Genomic DNA, 18,868 nt, shown 5'->3' with positions numbered 1-18,868 from the left:
CCCTTTTCTTTTAAAAATCTATTTTTTCTAATAACAAAGAACCACCTTGTCCACCACCTATACACAAAGTGGCCAATCCCCATCGAGCCTCTTGTCTTTGCATTTCTTTAGCTAAAGTTAAAATTAAACGCGAACCCGTAGCCCCCACAGGGTGACCAATGGCAATCGCCCCTCCATTTACATTTAATTTACTAGGGTCAATACTTCCCATAGGTTTTTTTAAACCCAATTCTTTTTTACAAAATTCTTCGCTTGCAAAAGCTTTTTGACAAGCTAAAACTTGAGCCGCAAAGGCTTCGTTAAGTTCTACTAAATCTATATCTTGTAAAGAGATATTTTGTTTTGCTAGTAACTTGGCTGTGGCATAAACAGGCCCTAACCCCATGCGGCTAGGGTCACAGCCCGCATAAGCATAAGAGCGAACATAAGCTAAAGGTTTTAATCCTAACTCTTGTGCTTTTTCTTTGCTCATTAAAAGCAACATCGCAGCACCGTCTGTTAATGGACAAGCATTACCCACAGTCACGCTTCCATACTTTCTATCAAAGTAAGGTCTTAGTTTTTTTAAACTTTCTATGCTTTGGCTTTCTCTTGGGCCATTATCTTTTTCTAAAACTTTATTTAATTTAGGAGGAATAAACAAAGGCAGAATTTCTTTAGATAATTTTTCGGTTGCCTTCACTGCATTTTGATGACTCTTTAGCGCAAAATTGTCTTGCTCTTCTCGTGTGATGGAAAATTCTTTAGCCAACACCTCTGCGGTTTGCCCCATGCTTAAACCAACAAAGGGGTCGGTTAAACCTTCTAGCACAGAAATTCTAGGTGCTAGGTCTTTTAGTTTTAATTTTTTTAAAGCTTTTAGTTTTTTCATTAAACTTTTGGCAAAAGCAAACTCTCCAAAAATATTACTAAACCTTTGCGTAAATAGTAAAGGGTATTGCGACATATTTTCTACCCCTCCAGCAATAATGATATCTGCAGAGCCCGAGCGAATTTTATCAAAAGCGGTAGAGGCACTTTCTAAAGCCGAAGCACAATTTCTATGGACGGTGTAAGCCGAAACGCTTTGAGGAAGCCCTGCCTTTAACGCCACTACTCTAGAAATATTAGCCGCGTCAGAAGGGTTGCCCACATTACCAATAATTACTTCATCAATTTTATCAGCAGACAGATTAGTTTGTAATAAAAGTTCTTTTAGCACTTGTGCCCCCATATCGGCTGCATGAAAGGCTTTAAAATCTGTGCCTGCCTTAGAAAAAGGACTTCTTAAACCAGCTACTAAAACCACTTCTTTCATAAATGCCTCCTTGGCAACTATGTTTTACACCTCTAACTAAATCTGTTCAAGTACTGACTATTTTTTTTGCCAATAAAATTTTACTAGCACAAAGCTTAATATTGCAGTATTTTACAAAGACAGAAAGGAAGTTTATGTCGAAAGAATTGTATAAAGCAGCCCTCAAATATCACCAATTACCTAAGCCAGGCAAACTGAGTGTTCAAGCCTCTAAGCCCTGCAATACCAAGTACGAATTATCCTTAGCTTACTCCCCTGGAGTGGCGGCCCCTTGCCAAGAAATTTACAAAAACCCTCAAGAAGTTTTTAACTATACCAACAAAGGCAACTTGGTAGCTGTAGTTACTAATGGAACTGCTGTTTTGGGCTTAGGCAATATTGGGCCTGCAGCCTCTAAGCCGGTTATGGAAGGCAAGGCCGTATTGTTTAAACACTTTGCAGGAATTGATGTCTTTGACTTAGAAGTACAGTCTAACTCTGTAGATGATTTTGTAAACACGGTAAAATCTTTAGAGCCCAGCTTTGGAGGAATTAATCTAGAAGATTTAAAAGCTCCAGAGTGTTTTGAAATTGAAGAAAAATTAAAAGAACAAATGAACATTCCTGTATTTCATGATGATCAACATGGAACTGCTATTATTAGTACTGCAGCTTTAATCAATGCTTGTGAAATTCAAAAAAAATCATTGTCAAAAATTAAAGTGGTTTTTAATGGAGCTGGTGCAGCGGCTCTATCTTGCGCAATGCTATTTACAAAAGTGGGTGTGAAAAAAGAAAATATTATTTTTTGTGATTCTACTGGTGTAATTTATAAAGGACGCAAAGAGAACATGAACACCTATAAAGAGCGATGGGCTTGTTCTGCAAAAGCACGCAACCTAAAGGAAGCTTTAAAAGGTGCAGATGTTTTTTGTGGGCTTAGTGTGGCCGGCGCCATAGGGGCAGAAGAAATTAAAAGTATGGCGAAAAAACCCATTGTTTTTGCCTTAGCTAACCCAGATCCAGAAATTTTACCCGATTTAGCAAAGAAAGCTTGTCCCGATATTATTGTGGCCACTGGAAGAAGTGACTTTCCCAACCAAGTTAATAATGTTTTAGGTTTTCCTTTTATTTTTAGAGGGGCTTTAGATACTCACTCTACACATATTAATACAGAAATGAAATTAGCCGCCGTATATGCTTTAAGTAATTTAGCCAAACAAAATGTTCCCGACAGTGTTTCTTTGGCTTATAATAACGCCAAATTTTTATTTGGTCCGGAATACATTATACCAACTCCCTTTGATGAAAGAGTTTTAACCTCGGTAACCCCTGCCGTAGCCAAAGCGGCTATGGACTCTGGAGTGGCTAGAAAAAATATTGCAGACTTTGAACAATACACAGAAAGCCTTACAAAACTACAGGGTTTAAAACAAGGTTTTATTCGCACTGCCATTAATCGTATAAAAAATCACAATATTATCCATAAAGAAAAACCTATAAAAATTATTTTTGCAGAAGGGGAATGCAAGCGCATCTTAAAAGCTTTAAATACTTTAGCCTTAGATAAAATTTGTGAACCAACATTAATTGGCAACTTTGATAAAATACAAGCTTTAATAAAAGAAGAATCTTTACAAAATTTAGATGGCGTTTCGATTATTTCTCCTAAAGACAGCCCTAACTTTGAAAATTATATAAAAAAATTGTATGAAACTCGACAAAGAAAAGGAATTAGCCATGCCGAGGCCACTCGCTTAATGACTAATCCTTATTATTTTTCTGCAATGGCTTTGCACTCTGGAGATTTTGACACTTTAATATCAGGAGCTAAACAAAATTATGCCGATTGTTTAAAGCCTATTTTACAAATTATTGGCAGTAGAGAAAAACAAACTGTGGCGGGTTTAAATATTTTATTACTAGATGATAAAATGTTTTTTTTAACCGACACAACTGTGAACATAGAACCCAGCAGCGAACAACTTGCTCAAATTGCTATACAAACCTCTATTGTAGCAAAATACTATGGGCTTACCCCGCGCATTGCCATGCTTTCTTACTCTAATTTTAGTGGCAACACTCCTTTAGCTAAAAAAATGAAAGAAGCTACTCAACTAGTAAAACAAAACAAGCCCAATCTTATTATTGATGGCGAAATGCAAGGCGATACTGCGGTTAACACCGATATATTAAATAATATATTTTCTTTTTCTGACTTAAAAGAACCTGCAAATATTTTACTGTTTCCTAATTTGGCTGCCAGTAATATTTCGTATAAATTATTAAAGAACCTGGGAGGCCTAGAAGTTTTGGGGCCCTTCTTAACCGGCATTAAAAAGCCCGCAAATATTTTGCAGCGTGGAGCTAGTGTTGACGATATTATTGGCAGTATTACTTTAAGTGTAAAAGCGGCTCGCATTTACCAAAACCCTAAAAAACACAAATTGACTTATAATAGCGGTCACTAAAACTCTTTAAAAAATAAGTAACAATAAGTAAAAATAAGTAACTGTGTTTTTTAATTATCTACGGTGTAAATATAATCTGCAATAACCCCATATTTAGGGTGCGGATTAAATAAATTCTGCCTCTCTGTATTAGAAAATTCTGTAATATCTATGATTTTAATACTAGTTGTGGGCTTTGGATTATATTTTTTTAATTGTGCCACTAAACCATCATTGAAATCAGAATGAAAGGAACCTACCACAACAAATTTTAAATCTTTTGTGTTAGACATTTTTTGTATAGACTCTGCCATAACACTATCGGTATAACTTTGTGCTTCAAAATAATTGGGAACCTTCTCTGGGGAAACATGATTGCTTATGGCTTTAATAAAACGCTCTTTATAAAAAGGCCCTCCTAGTTCCATATTATTAGGTACCAATTTTTTATCTAATTTTGCTATGCCATTTTTTGTAATAACCTGCTTCCATTTTCGAGGAGCATTAATGCCTACCATTTTACCTTTAAAAGAACGAGCCACTTCGAATAAATGGCGATAAGGGTAATTAAGCATAGGTTTTGAGCGAGTAAATAATTGTGCAAATACTTCGGTAATAGAAATAAGCTGTTGAGTAAATTGAGAAAAGGTGGTGTTTATTATTTTTTGATCGGGGTAATTTAAAAACTCCCAACAAATAGTAAAACTTTTTTCTCTAGCTTGAGCCGACAGCACTCCTGCAACAATGTCACCCTCTGCTTTTTGAATAGCCTCTTGATAATGCTCCTCGCCCAATACTAGCTGCCCCTGCCTAGGCACTGCTGTAAATAAATCTAAAGGACTAATAAATTTTTGTAATTGAGTATCATAAACTCGTATTTTTGCACCTGTGGCAAAAATAGGGTGAATAAAACTAATACTAATAAGAGCAAATACCACAGATCGAAATATAGACACAGACCCTTCCTTAATTAGCGACATACACATAAAAAAAGCGAAGATAACTTCGCTTTTTTTTACTTATTTTTTCACAGCATCCTTGCTGTATTAAAATTAGTTAGAATTGTCAGAAATAGTGCTACGACCAGCTGGAATAATAGAAGATGATGTGTCCTCTGTTGTTCCTCCTGCAGCGGCAAAGCCAGGAGCAGTTTGATTAGCATTGGTTTTCATATCAATAAACTTTAAGTGAGGCATGCACCACACAATCAATTGAGAGCGCGACTTAACCTGCATTTTTTTATAAATATTAGTTAAATGAAATTTAATTGTTTTTTCCGTCACAAATAAACGGTCTGCAATTTCTTTATTAGATAAGCCCTGAGTTACCAATTCGCCGACTTCAGACTCTCTTGGAGACAAACCATTTTTTACTAATATATTTCTCAGCATCCTTGCTTCTCCTTACTTAAGTTTGATAGCCGTTGGGCTATTTAAATAAAGTCTGTCAAGTTTTTGTAAGTTTTGCAAGATTTTCTAATGAAAATTTTTCAAACTAGACTAGACAATAGAACTTATTTACTTACTTGTTCAAGTAAATTTTTTGAATTGTTCAATATTTTAGCATTTGTAGTAAAAAACTAAAAAAACTGTTGGCAAAATTTGCCTTATAGCTCAGAAAAAGAACTCAAATGACAAAAAACTAGTAATACCAGTAAAGTGCTATTAAATAATAAATAATTATGCACTGCGAACTCTGCAATCAACACAACCTAAAGCCCTTTTATCAATACATTAATAAGTATTGTAATAAACTATATAATAGAATTTATTATCGATGCCACCAGTGCGAGCTTATTTTTTTAGACAAAAACCTAAGGCTTTCCTTAGAGGAGGAAAGGCACCGCTATGACCAGCACAACAATACCATTAAAGACGCCAGCTATTTACAATTTTTAGATAAACTGCTTGTAAAGCTTACTCCACACCTTTCTAGCCAGTCTAAAGGTTTGGATTATGGATGTGGCCCTAGCGTGGTTTTAGCTAAGTACTTAGAGGAGAAGGGCTTTGCAACCACACACTATGATCCTATATTTTACCCCAACCCCACAGCCCTTAAAAAGCAATATGACTTTATTACTTGCACTGAGGCTATGGAACACTTTTTTCACCCCTCCACAGAGTTACAAAGAATTCATAATTTACTGCAAACAAACGCTCACTTAGGAGTTATGACAAGCTTGTACGAAAAACCACAAGACTTTCCCCTTTGGCATTATCACAGAGACATAACTCATGTTAGTTTTTATTCTAAAAATACTATGCACTGGATAGCAAAATACTTTAACTGGAAAATTTTATTTTTATCTAGCCGAATGGTAATCTTTCAAAAACAATGAGGCCTGATTTAAAAATTTGGTTTTTAAATCAAAGGGAATTACCGCAGTTAAAGATAAACTTTCATCAACCCAATCTACAATAGATGGAAATTGTTTGGATAACTGACTAATTAATTCTTTTTTATACACTTTAAAATCACCATTAGAAAAAATAAAAGATACCGTGGATAAATTATTAATGCTTTTCCTTAAAGTTTTTTTTAAACACTGTAAATCTGCTTTTTCTCCCGTGATCAAAAGGCTGGTATCGTTTTGAAATAAATCATACAAAGTAAATAGCTTTTTATTGGCTTTGATAGTTTGATAATGTTTTATCTCTGAGCAGGGAATGCTAAAAACCAAAGCCTGCGATTCTATAGACAAGCACTTATTTGCTGTGGTTTTTTTATTTAATACTATTTGTGTTCCTGTATTTTTTGATAAAGATTTTTTAATACTTAGTTGAACTTTTTTATCTTTAGCTAAACCAATAGAGTACCTATGTAAAATTGGATTTCCCCATTTAATCATAGACAGTAACTCATCATAAGTAATTTCATCATATTTAGTAACATTAGAAACTTGGTTAGGGTCTGCCGAGCAAACCCCCTCTACATCTTTGTATATTTCACAAGGCGCTTTAAAGTGATCGGCTAAATAAACGGCCGTAGTATCCGAACCCCCTCTACCTAAAGTAGTAATTTCTTTAGTGGTTGGGTTTACACCTTGAAAGCCGGCTAAAATGGCTACTTTTTTTTGCTTTAAAACTTCAGAAACGCGAAAGGGTTTTATCTCTACAATGCTTGCAGAATTATGTTGATTGCTAGTTAAAATCCCCGCCTGACTTCCTGTAAAGCTAACAGAAGAAACGCCTAGTTCATTTAAAGCAATACTTAGTAAAGACATGGCAATACGCTCACCAGAGGTTAATAGCATATCCAGTTCGCGCTTTTCTGGCTTATCACTGATTTCATAAGCCATGTTTAATAAATTATCCGTGGCCTTGCCCATGGCACTAACCACCACAATTAAAGATTGCTTTTTAGCAATTTCTGAAAGGTTTTTTGCAATGCTTTGAATTTTTTCTACGCTAGATAAAGAACTACCACCGTATTTTTGTACTACTAAATTTTCCATTTATTTAGATTAAAAAACCAGTTATGTTTAAGTAAAGTTAGTTACCAATTAAAATGGGCAAAGGCTCTGTTGGCTTCAGCCATGCGATGAACATCTTCTTTCTTTTTAAAAGATGCTCCTCGTTCATTATAAGCGTCTAAAATTTCTGCAGCTAATCGATTGGGCATAGTTTTTTCATTACGGCTTCGAGAAAATGCAGTTAACCATCTTAGAGCTAAAGTTAAACGACGAGCCGGCCTAACATCCACCGGAACTTGATATGTGGCTCCACCCACGCGACGAGAGCGAACTTCCACTAAAGGCTTTATATTTTCAATGGCTTTTTTAACCACATCTAAAGGGCTTTCTCCCTCTACTTTCACTTTTAATTGATCCATTGCCGAGTACATAATTTTAGAAGCTACAGTTTTGCGACCATCTAACATAACTTTGTTAATCAACATAGACACTGTGGAATCGCCATAAACCACATCAGGAACTATATCTTTTCTATATTTTTTTGCTCGACGACTCATACTTTCCCTTTATCTTTTTTACTTTTGTAACTAAGCTTTTGGTTTTTTTGCTCCGTACTTAGAACGGCTATTTTTTCGATTGGCCACACCATGAGTATCTAAAACTCCTCGAACCGTATGGTAACGAACCCCTGGTAAATCTTTTACACGACCACCACGAATTAATATCACACTATGTTCTTGCAAGTTATGACCAATACCAGGAATGTAAGAATTCACTTCAAAACCGTTAGATAAGCGCACACGAGCCACTTTACGCAAAGCCGAGTTTGGCTTCTTTGGAGTGGTAGTAAAAACTCGAGTACAAACCCCTCTTTTTTGAGGACAAGCTTCTAAAGCTGGTGAGCTGGATTTATCCTTTTGGATTTTGCGGCTTTTTTTTATTAACTGGTTAATCGTGGGCATACTTTTTTGTCTCCTAACAACCTAAGAAAATTACTTATTCCTTGGACTCTCGTCAAGCTTTTTATAAATTCTTTCTTTCCTCTTCACTTTCAGTAACTACTGAGTTTTTATGCGTTTCTACCCCTGGCAAAACCGCATCGACTTCTTTAGGCTTAGGGGCGTCTACACCAATTTTCCATTGAGAATAACAAGGCAAGCCCGTTCCTGCAGGAATTAAACGACCCATAATAATATTTTCTTTTAAACCTTTAAGATTATCCATTTTAGAGTTTATAGAAGCTTCGGTTAATACTTTAGTTACCTCTTGGAAAGAAGCTGCAGACAACCAACTTTCTGTACTCAAAGAAGTTTTAGTAATACCTAATAACACAGGCTGACCTGTAGCTAATTCTCCATCCTCTGCTGTGACCGCTTTATTAGCCGCTTTAAATCGGGCTTTTTCAATCACTTCTCCTTGGATTAAGGGAGTGTCGCCAGCAGATAAAACTCTAACCTTACTTAACATTTGCCGTAAAATAGTTTCGATATGCTTATCATTAATAGCCACACCTTGAAGTCGATAAACTTCTTGTACTTCGTTTAATAAGTAGGTTGATAAAGCCACCTCTCCTTGAATGTCTAGCAAATCATGAGGGTTAGTTTCACCGTCCACCACGGATTCTCCAGCTTTAATAAATTCCCCTTCCATTACTTCTGCGTTTTTACCCTTAGGAACAAAAACTTCGCTAGTATCACCAGACTCTGCTGTAATTATAATTCGTTGCTTGTCCTTTAAATCTTCTCCAAAGCTAACATAACCATCAATAGGTGCCATCACAGAAGGGTCTTTAGGAACACGCGCTTCAAATAATTCTTTTACTCTAGGTAAACCACCTGTGATATCTTTCGTTTTAGAACTTTCTTTTACCATTTTAGTAATTAAGTCCCCTGCAAAAATTTCTTGCCCATTATCTACTAATAATTGTACCCCTGTGGATAAAATATAACTAATGTTTCCTCCCCGTTCAAACTGAATAGGCTGGCCAGTTTTGTCTACCAAATGTACAGAAGGCTTAGAGCCATCTAAACTTTTATTGTTAATAATTTTTTTAGCAATAAAACCCGTGGTAGTATCTCTTTCTTCGGTATAAGTAACTCCTAAGTCTAAGCCTACGAATTTAACAAACCCGCCCGCTGCTGCAATAGTAAACTTAGAATAAGGGTCCCAAGTGGAAAGAGTATCTTTGGCCTTTACTTTTGCACCAATTTTATAATGAAGAACAGAACCATAAGGAAGCTTAAAGGCTTCTTTTTCTACTCCATCTTCTGCATTAATAGATAAAATTCCGTTACGACCTAAAATAGTTACCTTTCCTTCTTTGTTTATAACCGTTTGCACTTTGTTTAAACATACTGTTCCAGAATATTTTGCAAGGTACTCTGATTCTTCAACACTTCTGCTGGCAGCTCCACCTAAGTGGAAAGTTCTCATGGTTAACTGAGTTCCTGGTTCACCAATAGACTGGGCTGCAATAATCCCCACAGCCTCTCCTAAATTAACAATATGACCTCTGGATAAATCACGACCATAACACTGAACACAAATGCCTCTATCAGATTGGCAAGTTAAAGGAGAGCGAACAACCACTTCTTCAATTTCTGACTCATAAATTTTTTGTACAGCATCTTCTGTAATTTCTTCATTAGAATCTACAATAATGGTTTTTGTGGCTGGATCCATTATTGGCTTTAATGTAATACGGCCTAAAATTTTTTCTCCTAAGCTTTGAATGATTTCTCCACCTTCCACTAAGGCTCTAACCACTATGCCACCAGAAGTACCACAATCTTTTTTAGTTACTACCACATCTTGAGCCACATCTACTAAACAACGCGTTAAGTATCCCGAGTTGGCTGTTTTTAAAGCGGTATCTGCTAAACCTTTTCTTGCACCATGGGTGGCAATAAAATATTGAATCACCGATAAGCCTTCTCGGTAATTGGCAGTAATTGGTGTTTCAATAATTTCTCCCGAAGGTTTGGCAAGCAAACCACGCATTCCTGCTAATTGCTTAATCTGATCTACCGCACCCCTTGCTCCGGAGTCTGCCATAATATAAATAGAGTTAAAACTATCAGACTTTACTGTTTTTCCGTCCACTTCAAAGTCTTGAGTTTCAAAATGTTTCATCATTACTTTTGCCACTTTATCTGTAGCATTAGACCAAATATCCACCGCTTTATTATATCTTTCACTTTCTGTGGTTAAACCTTCGTCATACTGCTCTTGAATGTTTTGCACTTGGCTTACTGCAGAGGCTAAAATGGCATCTTTTTCTTTAGGAATTTTTAAATCGCCAATAGCAATAGAAATACCCGCTTGAGTAGAATATTCAAAACCGGCTTGCTTTAAAGCGTCTGCTAATAAAACGGTAGCCTTTGGCCCTACATTACGAAAACAAAAATCCATTAGCTCTGCTAAAGTTTTTTTATTCATTACTTTATTAACCACTTTAAAGTCTAAATCTTTTGGTAATTTTCCACCTAAAATGGCGCGACCAACACTAGTATCATAAACCGTGTTTCCAATTTTTACTTTTACAGCAGCTTGTAAATTAACCAAACCTTGGTTATACGCATATTCCACTTTATCAATGGAACTAAATATTCTTCCCGTACCCTTAGCCTCTAAGTTAATACGAGTCATCCAGTACAAACCTAACACCATATCCTGAGTGGGGTTAATTACCGGTTTTCCATTAGAAGGACTTAAAATATTATTAGTAGACATCATTAACACGCGAGCTTCAATTTGCGCTTCAATGGATAAAGGCACATGAACAGACATGGTGTCTCCATCAAAATCGGCATTAAAAGCGGCACAAACTAATGGATGCAATTGAATAGCTTTCCCCTCATGAAGAAGAGGTTCAAAAGCTTGAATACCTAATCTGTGTAAAGTAGGGGCGCGGTTTAATAATACCGGATGCTCTTTTACCACTTCTGATAAAATATCCCAAACTTCATCTACTCCCTCATCAATTAATCGCTTTGCTTGCTTTACTGTGGTTACTAAACCACGAGCTTCTAATTGACCACAAATAAATGGCTTAAATAATTCTAAAGCCATTTTTTTTGGTAAGCCACATTGGTGCAGTCGTAAATGAGGACCTACCACAATCACAGAACGGCCAGAATAATCTACCCTCTTACCTAATAAATTTTGACGGAAACGACCTTGCTTACCTTTTAAAGCATCACTTAAAGAACGCAATGGACGCTTGTTAGCTCCTGTGAATACTTTTCCGCCACGGCCATTATCTAATAAAGCATCAACGGCTTCTTGTAACATTCTTTTTTCATTACGAATAATAATATCAGGAGCATTTAAATCTTGTAATTTCTTTAATCGATTATTTCTGTTAATTACTCTTCTGTATAAATCATTTAAATCAGAAGTGGCAAACCTACCGCCATCTAAATGCACTAGTGGTCGTAAATCGGGAGGAATAACTGGTAATACCGTTAAGATCATCCACTCTGGTTTATTATTAGATCCTCTAAAGGCTTCTACAATTTTTAAACGCTTAGCTAGTTTTTTCTTTGTTAATTCTGATTTTGTATCACGAATATCAATGCGTAATTGTCTAGCTAAAAATTCTAAATCTAAGGAACGAAGCATTTCGATAACGGCTTCTCCGCCCATACCTACTCTAAAATGAGGGCCATATTCATCTAAGGCATCTTGATACTCATTTTCGGATAACACTTGCATTTCTTTTAATTCCGTTTCCATTGGATCTAAAACCATATGAGATTCACAATACAAAACGGCTTCTAATTCTTTAAGAGTCATTCCTAGCAAAGTAACAATACGACTAGGTAAAGATCTTAAAAACCAAACATGGGCTACGGGAGAAACTAAACTAATATGCCCCATTCTTTCGCGACGCACTTTAGAGCGAGTAACTTCTACTCCACACTTTTCACAAATCACACCTCTGTATTTCATTCTTTTATATTTTCCACAAAGGCATTCGTAATCTTTAATTGGTCCAAAAATTTTTGCACAAAACAAGCCTTCTCGCTCTGGTTTAAAAGTTCTATAATTAATAGTTTCTGGTTTTTTTACTTCGCCAAAAGACCAACTTTTGATCTTCTCTGCTGAAGCTAAAGAAACTTGAATACCTTTAATGGATAAAGGGGATTGTGGTTTATCTAAAAAGTTAAGTAAGTCTTTCAAAAGAACTCCTGTTTTTATTTTTTCTTTTTTACTTTTCTATTAAAAAAAAGATTTTAATCATTAAAACCTTTTTCTTCCTCAATTTTTGCTTTACCATCTTCGGTTAAAATATCAGACTTCACTAAATTAATATCTAAAGCCAAACTTTGTAGCTCACGAATTAAAACATTGAAAGACTCTGGTAACCCAGGTTCTAATACATTTTCTCCTTTAACAATACTTTCATAAATGCGCGTACGACCTGCAACATCATCGGATTTTACTGTTAAAAATTCTTGTAAAGAATAAGCGGCACCATAAGCTTCCATAGCCCACACTTCCATCTCCCCTAACCTTTGACCACCAAACTGTGCTTTACCACTTAAAGGTTGTTGAGAAACTAATGAATAGGGCCCAATAGACCGAGCATGTATTTTTTCTTCTACTAAATGATTTAGTTTTAATACATACATAATTCCCACAGTAACATCATTGTGAAAAGCTTCGCCAGTTCTTCCGTCAAACAAAGTGGTTTGCCCGGTTTTTGGTAAGCCGGCTAATTCTAATAACCTTTGAATGTCAGCTTCATTAGCTCCATCAAAAACAGGAGTCGCAATATGAACACCATTTCTTGCCTGTCTTGCAATTTCCTTTAAAGATGTTTCGTTTGCAGTATTAATTTTGTCTTGTAAATCTTGGTTTTTATAAATTTTATTTAACTTATCGCGCATTTGATTAGCATCAAACTGTTCTAACATTTTTTCTAATTGGTGACCTAAATCATAAGCCGCCCAACCTAAATGCGTTTCTAAAATTTGACCAATATTCATACGAGAAGGAACCCCTAAAGGATTTAAAACCATATCCACAGGCCTTCCATCAGCCAAGTAAGGCATATCTGCTTCCGGTAAAATACGAGAAACCACCACTTTGTTTCCATGGCGACCGGCTAACTTATCCCCCACCTGAATGCGTCGTTTAATAGCTACATAAACTTTAACCACTTTAATTACTCCTGGAGCTAGCTCATCTCCTCTAGATAAACGAGTGGCTTTTTCACCAAAAATAACTTTCACTGCTTTTAGTTTACTACGCACTGCTGTTACTATTTGAGTAACTTGTTTTTCTAACTCTGGAGTAACAGGAATGTAACTTAAAAACTCAAAAGGAATGGCTTCTAAATCATCTGCACCAATAATTTGACCTTTTTTTAATAGTTCTACAGAACCATCTTCATTTAAAAACTGATCAGAAGATTTTTTACCAGCTAGTAAGTTTTTAATACTCTCTAGCGCAGCATTTTTAATCATGTTTTCTTCTGTCAAAAGGTCTTTGGCAATTTTTTCTTGCTTACTTTCTACAATTTCTTTATGACGGTCATCATCACCAACGCCATCACGGTTGTAAATCTGTACATCAATAACTGTACCTACAACACCAGAAGGAACTCGCAAAGAAGAGTCTCTAAAGTCGCCAGCCTTGTCTCCAAAAATGGCACGCAATAATTTTTCTTCTGGGGAAAGTTGTGTCTCTCCCTTTGGAGTCACTTTACCTACTAAAATACTACTCGGAGCTACCTCGGCACCAATGCGAATAATACCATTGTTATCAATGTCTACTAAATCACTATCACTAATGTTAGCAATATCTCTAGTAATTTCTTCAGCGCCTAATTTTGTGTCACGAGCTAAACATTCAAAAGCCTCAATGTGTATAGAAGTATATACATCTTGCTTTACCAATCTTTCGGAAATTAAAACCGAATCCTCAAAGTTGTAACCCATCCACGGAGTAAAGGCCACTAACATATTTTGACCTAAAGCCAATTCTCCCAACTCTGTAGCTGGGCCATCAGCAATAACATCACCCTTTTTTACAAGGTCACCAACCCTAACCACTGGAGCTTGATTGAAGCAAGTGTTTTGGTTAGTTTTACGATATTTTACTAAATTATAAATATCAATATTGGCTCCCATAGCTCCTTTTTTAGCACTACGGCGAACCACAATACGGTTGGCTTCTACTTCAGCAACCACCCCGTCATTAGAACAAACCACACTAGTTCCAGAATCACGAGCAATAAATTTTTCCATTCCTGTGCCAACCAAAGGTGCCGCTGACTTAATCATCGGAACGGCTTGCCGTTGCATGTTGGCTCCCATTAAAGCACGGTTTGCATCATCATGTTCTAAGAAAGGAATTAATGCCGTTGCCACAGAAATTAATTGTCCTGGAGAAACATCCATTAACTCCACTTCTTCTTTGGCAACATTTTCGTACTCACCCATTCTGCGAATAGTAAGCTTGTCATCTTTAACTTTATTACCCACTCTGTTTATTTGAGAGATTTTCTTATCTTTTTCATCTAAGGCTGACATATAAATAATATCATCATTAATAATCGCATTTTCTACTTTTCGAAAAGGGGTTTCGATAAAACCATAATCATTTACTTTAGCATAAGTAGCTAAAGCCGATATTAATCCAATGTTAGGACCCTCGGGAGTTTCAATGGGACATATACGGCCGTAATGAGTATGATGCACATCACGAACTTCAAAGCCCGCTCGATCACGAGATAAACCACCAGGCCCTAAAGCCGACAATCTTCTTTTGTGAGTTACCTCTGACAATGGATTAATTTGATCCATAAATTGAGATAACTGCCCCAATCCAAAAAACTCTTTGATAACCGAGTTAATCGCACTAGAGTTTACTAAATCATAAGGCATTACCGCTTCTAAATCTTGCTGAAAACCCACTTTTTCACGAATAGATTTTTCCATTCTCACTAAGCCCAAGCGGTATTGATTTTCTAATAACTCACCCACCGCTCTCACTCGACGGTTACCTAAGTGATCAATGTCATCCACATCCCCTTTGCCGTCTTTAATATTTAATAAAATTTTAACAGTGGCTAAAATATCCTCATTAGTCAGTACATGATGATCTAAAGGAGGAGGAGTAACCAAAGATTCAATACGATGATTAATTTTTAAACGCCCTACTTTTCCTAAATTATAAGTATTTTCGTCAAAGAATAAACGCTGTAAAAATTTTGTAGCCGATTCTAAATCTGCGGGATCTCCCGGTCGTTGACGGCGGTACAATTCTAAAATGGCTTCCTCTTTAGTGGAAACTTTGTCTAATAGTAATGTATTTCTTAAATGGTTTCCTACAGAAAACTTATCGAAAAAAATAACAGCAAATTCTTTTAATTTTAATGCCAAAATAGCATCTAACACTTCTTCTGTGATGTCGGCATTAACATCGGCAATAATTTCGCCCGTTTCTAAATTAATAATTGGTTCTGCCAAAGTAACACCAATTAAACCCTCTCTGTCTATTTTTAAATCTTTAATTTTAGCTTGTTCTACTTTTTTAATAGTAGCTCTAGTAATACGACGGCCACGAGCAACAATAATGTTACCTTCTTTGTCTGCAATATTTCCACCAGCTCTTTGGCCAAGCAAAGAATGTATGTCTAGTGCGTATTTATAAGTACCATCTTTTTGTGGTTTTAAAATATTAGGTTTGTAATAATAGTTTAATAAAGCTTGGTCGTCGTAACCCAAGGCTTTTAATAAAATAGTAACAGGAAATTTACGACGCCTATCAATGCTTGCGTACAATATGTTTTTTTGATCAAATTCAAAATCTAACCAAGACCCACGGTAAGGAATCATACGAGCAGAGTGTAATAATTTTCCAATAACGCTGCCCTTTCCATTATCATGTTCAAAGAAAATACCTGGCGAACGATGCAATTGGCTTACTACCACTCTTTCAATTCCATTGATTACAAAGGAGGCATTTTTAGTCATCAATGGAATCTCTCCCATATAAACTTCTTGCTCTCTTACATCTTTTACTATTTTAGGTTCTTCAGAATTTTTATTTGTTCTTTCAGAAATGTCGAAAATAACTAAACGAAATCTAACTTTTAAAGAAGAGGAGTAGTTCATTCCTCTTTGTAAACACTCTTCCACATCATATTTAGGTGGCTCTAAACGATAATCTAAATATTCTAGCTGAATACTTTTATTAAAATCTACAACAGGAAAAACGGACTTAAATACACCATGCAAACCCTGTTCTAACCTTTTATCAGGATCACAATCCGATTGTAAAAAATTTGCATAAGAATCTCTTTGAAGATTAATCAAATTGGGTATTTTAATATCTACCTTTATCTGACCAAAATTATGCCGTAGACGAATTTGAGAAGCTGCGTAAGGGGTAGTGCCCATTATATCTCCTAATTAATTAACTGTTTTAACACAAAACTATTTTGGCTAATATTAATATATTAGCCAAAAATAACTATTTTTAAAAAAAACTATTTAACTTCAACAGTCGCGCCCGCTTTTATTAAAGCCGCTTTAATTTTTTCTGCTTCATCCTTAGGGATTCCTGTTTTTACAGGTTTTGGAGCTGCCTCTACTAATTCTTTAGCTTCTTTTAAGCCTAAGCCAGTAATAGTACGAACTTCTTTAATCACAGAAATTTTACTATCTCCTGCTGCAGTTAATACTACATCAAATTCTGTTTTTTCTTCAGCCACAGCACCACCGCCCGCAGCTGGAGCCGCCGCTACTGCCGCTGCTGCACTTACTCCCCACTTTTCTTCTAATTCTTTTACTAACTCGGAAACTTCTAACACAGACATGTTAGATAAAAATTCTACAACTTCTGTTTTGTTAATGGCCATCTTACTCTCCTTAATTTATTCTTATTTGTTTATTTATTTATTTATTTATTATTTCTAAAAACCTTAAGCAGCACTATCTTTTTTTGCAGCTAGTACCCTAACCAATTTACTTGGAACTTCATTTATCGTTCTAACAAATTGTGTAGCTGGTGCCATAAATACACTTAATAATTGTGCTCTTAATTCCTCTTTAGATGCTAAACTTCCTAATTGAATAATTTGAGCGGAACTTAACTCCTGCCCTTCCATTACTCCTTTTTTTAAGTTAAATGCTTCTACGGATTTCGAACACTTACTAATTGCTTTTGCAACCGCTGGTACCTCGTCATAAGCAAAAACAAATGCATTTGTTCCCACCAAATCTGCAGATAATATTTCAGCACTTTCTTTATGTTCCTTTAAAGCAAGGCGAGCTAATGTGTTTTTAGTCACACGCAACTTTCCCTCGCAAGAGCTTAGCTCTTTACGAAGCTGAGTTACTTGCTCCACATCCATGCCTTTAAAGTCGACTAAGAAAGTAGCCGTTGCTTCTTTTAAAGATTTAGAAATAGCACTAATCTCTAATGCTTTTTTCTCTTTTGCCAACACCTTATATTCCTCCTCTCTTTTGTTTTAAGAAACACTCAGGTTCGTCTCGATAGGGTTTGTGGTTTTAAGTTTTTTTCAAAACCCCTATTGTCTTAAACTGGCGACTTCTTTTTGTTACTAACCTAATCTAAATGGCTGCTTGCGATGAAGCCACATCCATTTTGATACCTGGGCCCATTGTCATAGACAATGCAATTCCCTGCAAATACACACCCTTACTAGAAGAGGGTTTTGCTTTTACTACGGTATCTAAAAATACCTTATAGTTTTCTTTTAATTTTTCTTCTCCTAAAGATTTTCTTCCAATAATTACATGAATAATTCCAGCCTTCTCTACACGAAAAGAAAGCTTACCTCGCTTTTCTGCTTCTACCGCTTTGGCTACATCTTGAGTCACCGTACCCACTTTTGGACTAGGCATTAACCCACGAGGCCCTAATACTTTTGCAACTTTTGCCACTGTGGACATTAAATCAGGAGTAGAAATTACTTTGTCGAAGTCTAACCACCCTCCCTGAATTTTTTTTACTAGTTCATCAGAACCCACAAGATCTGCACCAGCATCTTGTGCGGCTTTAATCTTATCGCCTTTTGCAAATACAATCACCCTAACACTTTTACCTAAACCGTTAGGTAAAGGGACAGACCCTCTTACCTGTTGATCGGATTGCTTAGAATCAACGCCTAAATTAATAGCCACTTCTACTGATTCGTCAAATTTTGCTGTAGCTGTATCTAATAAAAGTTTAAAACCCTCTTCAAAACTATAAAGTTTGTCTACTTCCACTTTTTCTGAAATTGCTTTAAATCGTTTTCCTATACTCATAAATACACCTATTTTACTTCTAAGCCCATGCTGTTGGCAGTTCCCTTTACTTGTGAAATTGCAGATTCTAAACTAACGCAATTTAAATCTACTAACTTAATTTTAGCAATTTCTTCTACTTGCTTCATAGTAATTGTTCCCGCCTTGTCTTTTTGCGGCTGAGACGACCCACTTTTAATTTTAGAATAAGTTTTTAACAATACCGAAGCTGGCGGAGTTTTTGTAATAAAAGTAAAGCTTCTGTCTTTAAAGACAGTAATTACCACAGGTATAATCATGCCGGCATCTTTTTGGGTTTTAGCATTAAACTGCTTACAAAAATCCATAATATTAACACCATGTTGACCCAATGCAGGACCAATTGGAGGGGATGGATTAGCCTTGCCCGCCTGGATTTGTAATTTAATTTGCCCTGTTATTTCTTTTGCCATAAATTAGCCCT

14 protein-coding genes are annotated in these 18,868 nt (G+C 36.0%); 2 read left to right on the top strand and 12 right to left on the bottom strand.

The annotated features are described in order from the left end of the window. Positions 1-10: 10 nt before the first annotated feature. Positions 11-1,297, bottom strand: a complete 1,287-nt coding sequence (locus HAW63_01125; GenBank protein MBE8162576.1) for a thiolase family protein — start codon at positions 1,295-1,297, stop codon at positions 11-13. A gap of 134 nt (positions 1,298-1,431) precedes the next feature. Here HAW63_01125 and HAW63_01120 point away from each other — a divergent pair, with 134 nt between their 5' ends. Continuing rightward, a complete protein-coding gene (locus HAW63_01120; GenBank protein MBE8162575.1) occupies positions 1,432-3,747 on the top strand; it encodes an NADP-dependent malic enzyme in 2,316 nt (771 codons plus the stop codon). Between the two features lie 50 nt (positions 3,748-3,797). Here the strand turns inward: HAW63_01120 and HAW63_01115 are convergent, their stop codons facing one another. Both HAW63_01115 and HAW63_01110 read right to left on the bottom strand, forming a co-directional pair. Further along, on the bottom strand, positions 3,798-4,682 hold the full coding sequence (locus HAW63_01115; GenBank protein MBE8162574.1) for a ChaN family lipoprotein: 885 nt from the start codon (positions 4,680-4,682) through the stop codon (positions 3,798-3,800). A 96-nt stretch (positions 4,683-4,778) separates the two neighbouring features. Beyond that, a complete protein-coding gene (locus HAW63_01110; protein MBE8162573.1) occupies positions 4,779-5,117 on the bottom strand; it encodes a response regulator transcription factor in 339 nt (112 codons plus the stop codon). 290 nt (positions 5,118-5,407) lie between these two features. On the opposite strand from HAW63_01110, the gene HAW63_01105 reads away from it, so the two are divergent. Further along, on the top strand, positions 5,408-6,064 hold the full coding sequence (locus HAW63_01105) for a class I SAM-dependent methyltransferase (protein MBE8162572.1): 657 nt from the start codon (positions 5,408-5,410) through the stop codon (positions 6,062-6,064). On the opposite strand, the gene HAW63_01100 is transcribed toward HAW63_01105, so the two are convergent. From HAW63_01100 to rplK, 9 genes are all read right to left on the bottom strand, one after another. Next, on the bottom strand, positions 6,029-7,180 hold the full coding sequence (locus HAW63_01100; protein ID MBE8162571.1) for an aspartate kinase: 1,152 nt from the start codon (positions 7,178-7,180) through the stop codon (positions 6,029-6,031). The two genes, HAW63_01105 and HAW63_01100, sit on opposite strands and share 36 nt — an antisense overlap. A 41-nt stretch (positions 7,181-7,221) precedes the next feature. Further along, complete coding sequence (gene rpsG, locus HAW63_01095) at positions 7,222-7,695, bottom strand: 30S ribosomal protein S7 (protein ID MBE8162570.1); 474 nt, start codon at positions 7,693-7,695, stop codon at positions 7,222-7,224. Between the two features lie 30 nt (positions 7,696-7,725). After that, complete coding sequence (locus tag HAW63_01090; GenBank protein MBE8162569.1) at positions 7,726-8,100, bottom strand: 30S ribosomal protein S12; 375 nt, start codon at positions 8,098-8,100, stop codon at positions 7,726-7,728. Positions 8,101-8,161: 61 nt separating this feature from the next. Continuing rightward, on the bottom strand, positions 8,162-12,322 hold the full coding sequence (gene rpoC / locus HAW63_01085; protein MBE8162568.1) for a DNA-directed RNA polymerase subunit beta': 4,161 nt from the start codon (positions 12,320-12,322) through the stop codon (positions 8,162-8,164). A gap of 53 nt (positions 12,323-12,375) precedes the next feature. Then, positions 12,376-16,551, bottom strand: coding sequence for a DNA-directed RNA polymerase subunit beta (gene rpoB / locus HAW63_01080; protein MBE8162567.1), 4,176 nt, complete (start codon positions 16,549-16,551; stop codon positions 12,376-12,378). 89 nt (positions 16,552-16,640) lie between these two features. Next, positions 16,641-17,012 (bottom strand): 50S ribosomal protein L7/L12, encoded by a 372-nt coding sequence (rplL, locus tag HAW63_01075; GenBank protein MBE8162566.1) that lies wholly within the window; start codon positions 17,010-17,012, stop codon positions 16,641-16,643. A 63-nt stretch (positions 17,013-17,075) separates the two neighbouring features. After that, positions 17,076-17,597, bottom strand: coding sequence for a 50S ribosomal protein L10 (locus HAW63_01070; GenBank protein MBE8162565.1), 522 nt, complete (start codon positions 17,595-17,597; stop codon positions 17,076-17,078). Between the two features lie 130 nt (positions 17,598-17,727). After that, on the bottom strand, positions 17,728-18,426 hold the full coding sequence (locus tag HAW63_01065; GenBank protein MBE8162564.1) for a 50S ribosomal protein L1: 699 nt from the start codon (positions 18,424-18,426) through the stop codon (positions 17,728-17,730). 8 nt (positions 18,427-18,434) lie between these two features. Further along, positions 18,435-18,857: a 50S ribosomal protein L11 gene (rplK, locus tag HAW63_01060; GenBank protein MBE8162563.1), complete on the bottom strand. Its 423-nt coding sequence runs from the start codon at positions 18,855-18,857 to the stop codon at positions 18,435-18,437. Positions 18,858-18,868 lie beyond the last annotated feature (11 nt).

Source organism: Pseudobdellovibrionaceae bacterium, assembly GCA_015163855.1.
In the GTDB taxonomy this organism is placed as follows: domain Bacteria; phylum Bdellovibrionota; class Bdellovibrionia; order Bdellovibrionales; family UBA1609; genus JAAOIH01.
Note: the sequence above shows the minus strand (reverse complement) of the source record. Positions and strands in the feature narration are given on the sequence as shown.

Bases quoted from the DNA above. Each gene is read 5' to 3' on its own strand.
- rpsG (MBE8162570.1), bottom strand. From the start codon at position 7,695: ATGAGTCGTCGAGCAAAAAAATATAGAAAAGATATAGTTCCTGATGTG.
- HAW63_01125 (MBE8162576.1), bottom strand. From the start codon at position 1,297: ATGAAAGAAGTGGTTTTAGTAGCTGGTTTAAGAAGTCCTTTTTCTAAG.
- rplK (MBE8162563.1), bottom strand. From the start codon at position 18,857: ATGGCAAAAGAAATAACAGGGCAAATTAAATTACAAATCCAGGCGGGC.
- rpoB (MBE8162567.1), bottom strand. From the start codon at position 16,551: ATGGGCACTACCCCTTACGCAGCTTCTCAAATTCGTCTACGGCATAAT.
- HAW63_01105 (MBE8162572.1), top strand. From the start codon at position 5,408: ATGCACTGCGAACTCTGCAATCAACACAACCTAAAGCCCTTTTATCAA.
- HAW63_01090 (MBE8162569.1), bottom strand. From the start codon at position 8,100: ATGCCCACGATTAACCAGTTAATAAAAAAAAGCCGCAAAATCCAAAAG.
- HAW63_01065 (MBE8162564.1), bottom strand. From the start codon at position 18,426: ATGAGTATAGGAAAACGATTTAAAGCAATTTCAGAAAAAGTGGAAGTA.
- HAW63_01110 (MBE8162573.1), bottom strand. From the start codon at position 5,117: ATGCTGAGAAATATATTAGTAAAAAATGGTTTGTCTCCAAGAGAGTCT.
- rplL (MBE8162566.1), bottom strand. From the start codon at position 17,012: ATGGCCATTAACAAAACAGAAGTTGTAGAATTTTTATCTAACATGTCT.
- HAW63_01120 (MBE8162575.1), top strand. From the start codon at position 1,432: ATGTCGAAAGAATTGTATAAAGCAGCCCTCAAATATCACCAATTACCT.
- HAW63_01100 (MBE8162571.1), bottom strand. From the start codon at position 7,180: ATGGAAAATTTAGTAGTACAAAAATACGGTGGTAGTTCTTTATCTAGC.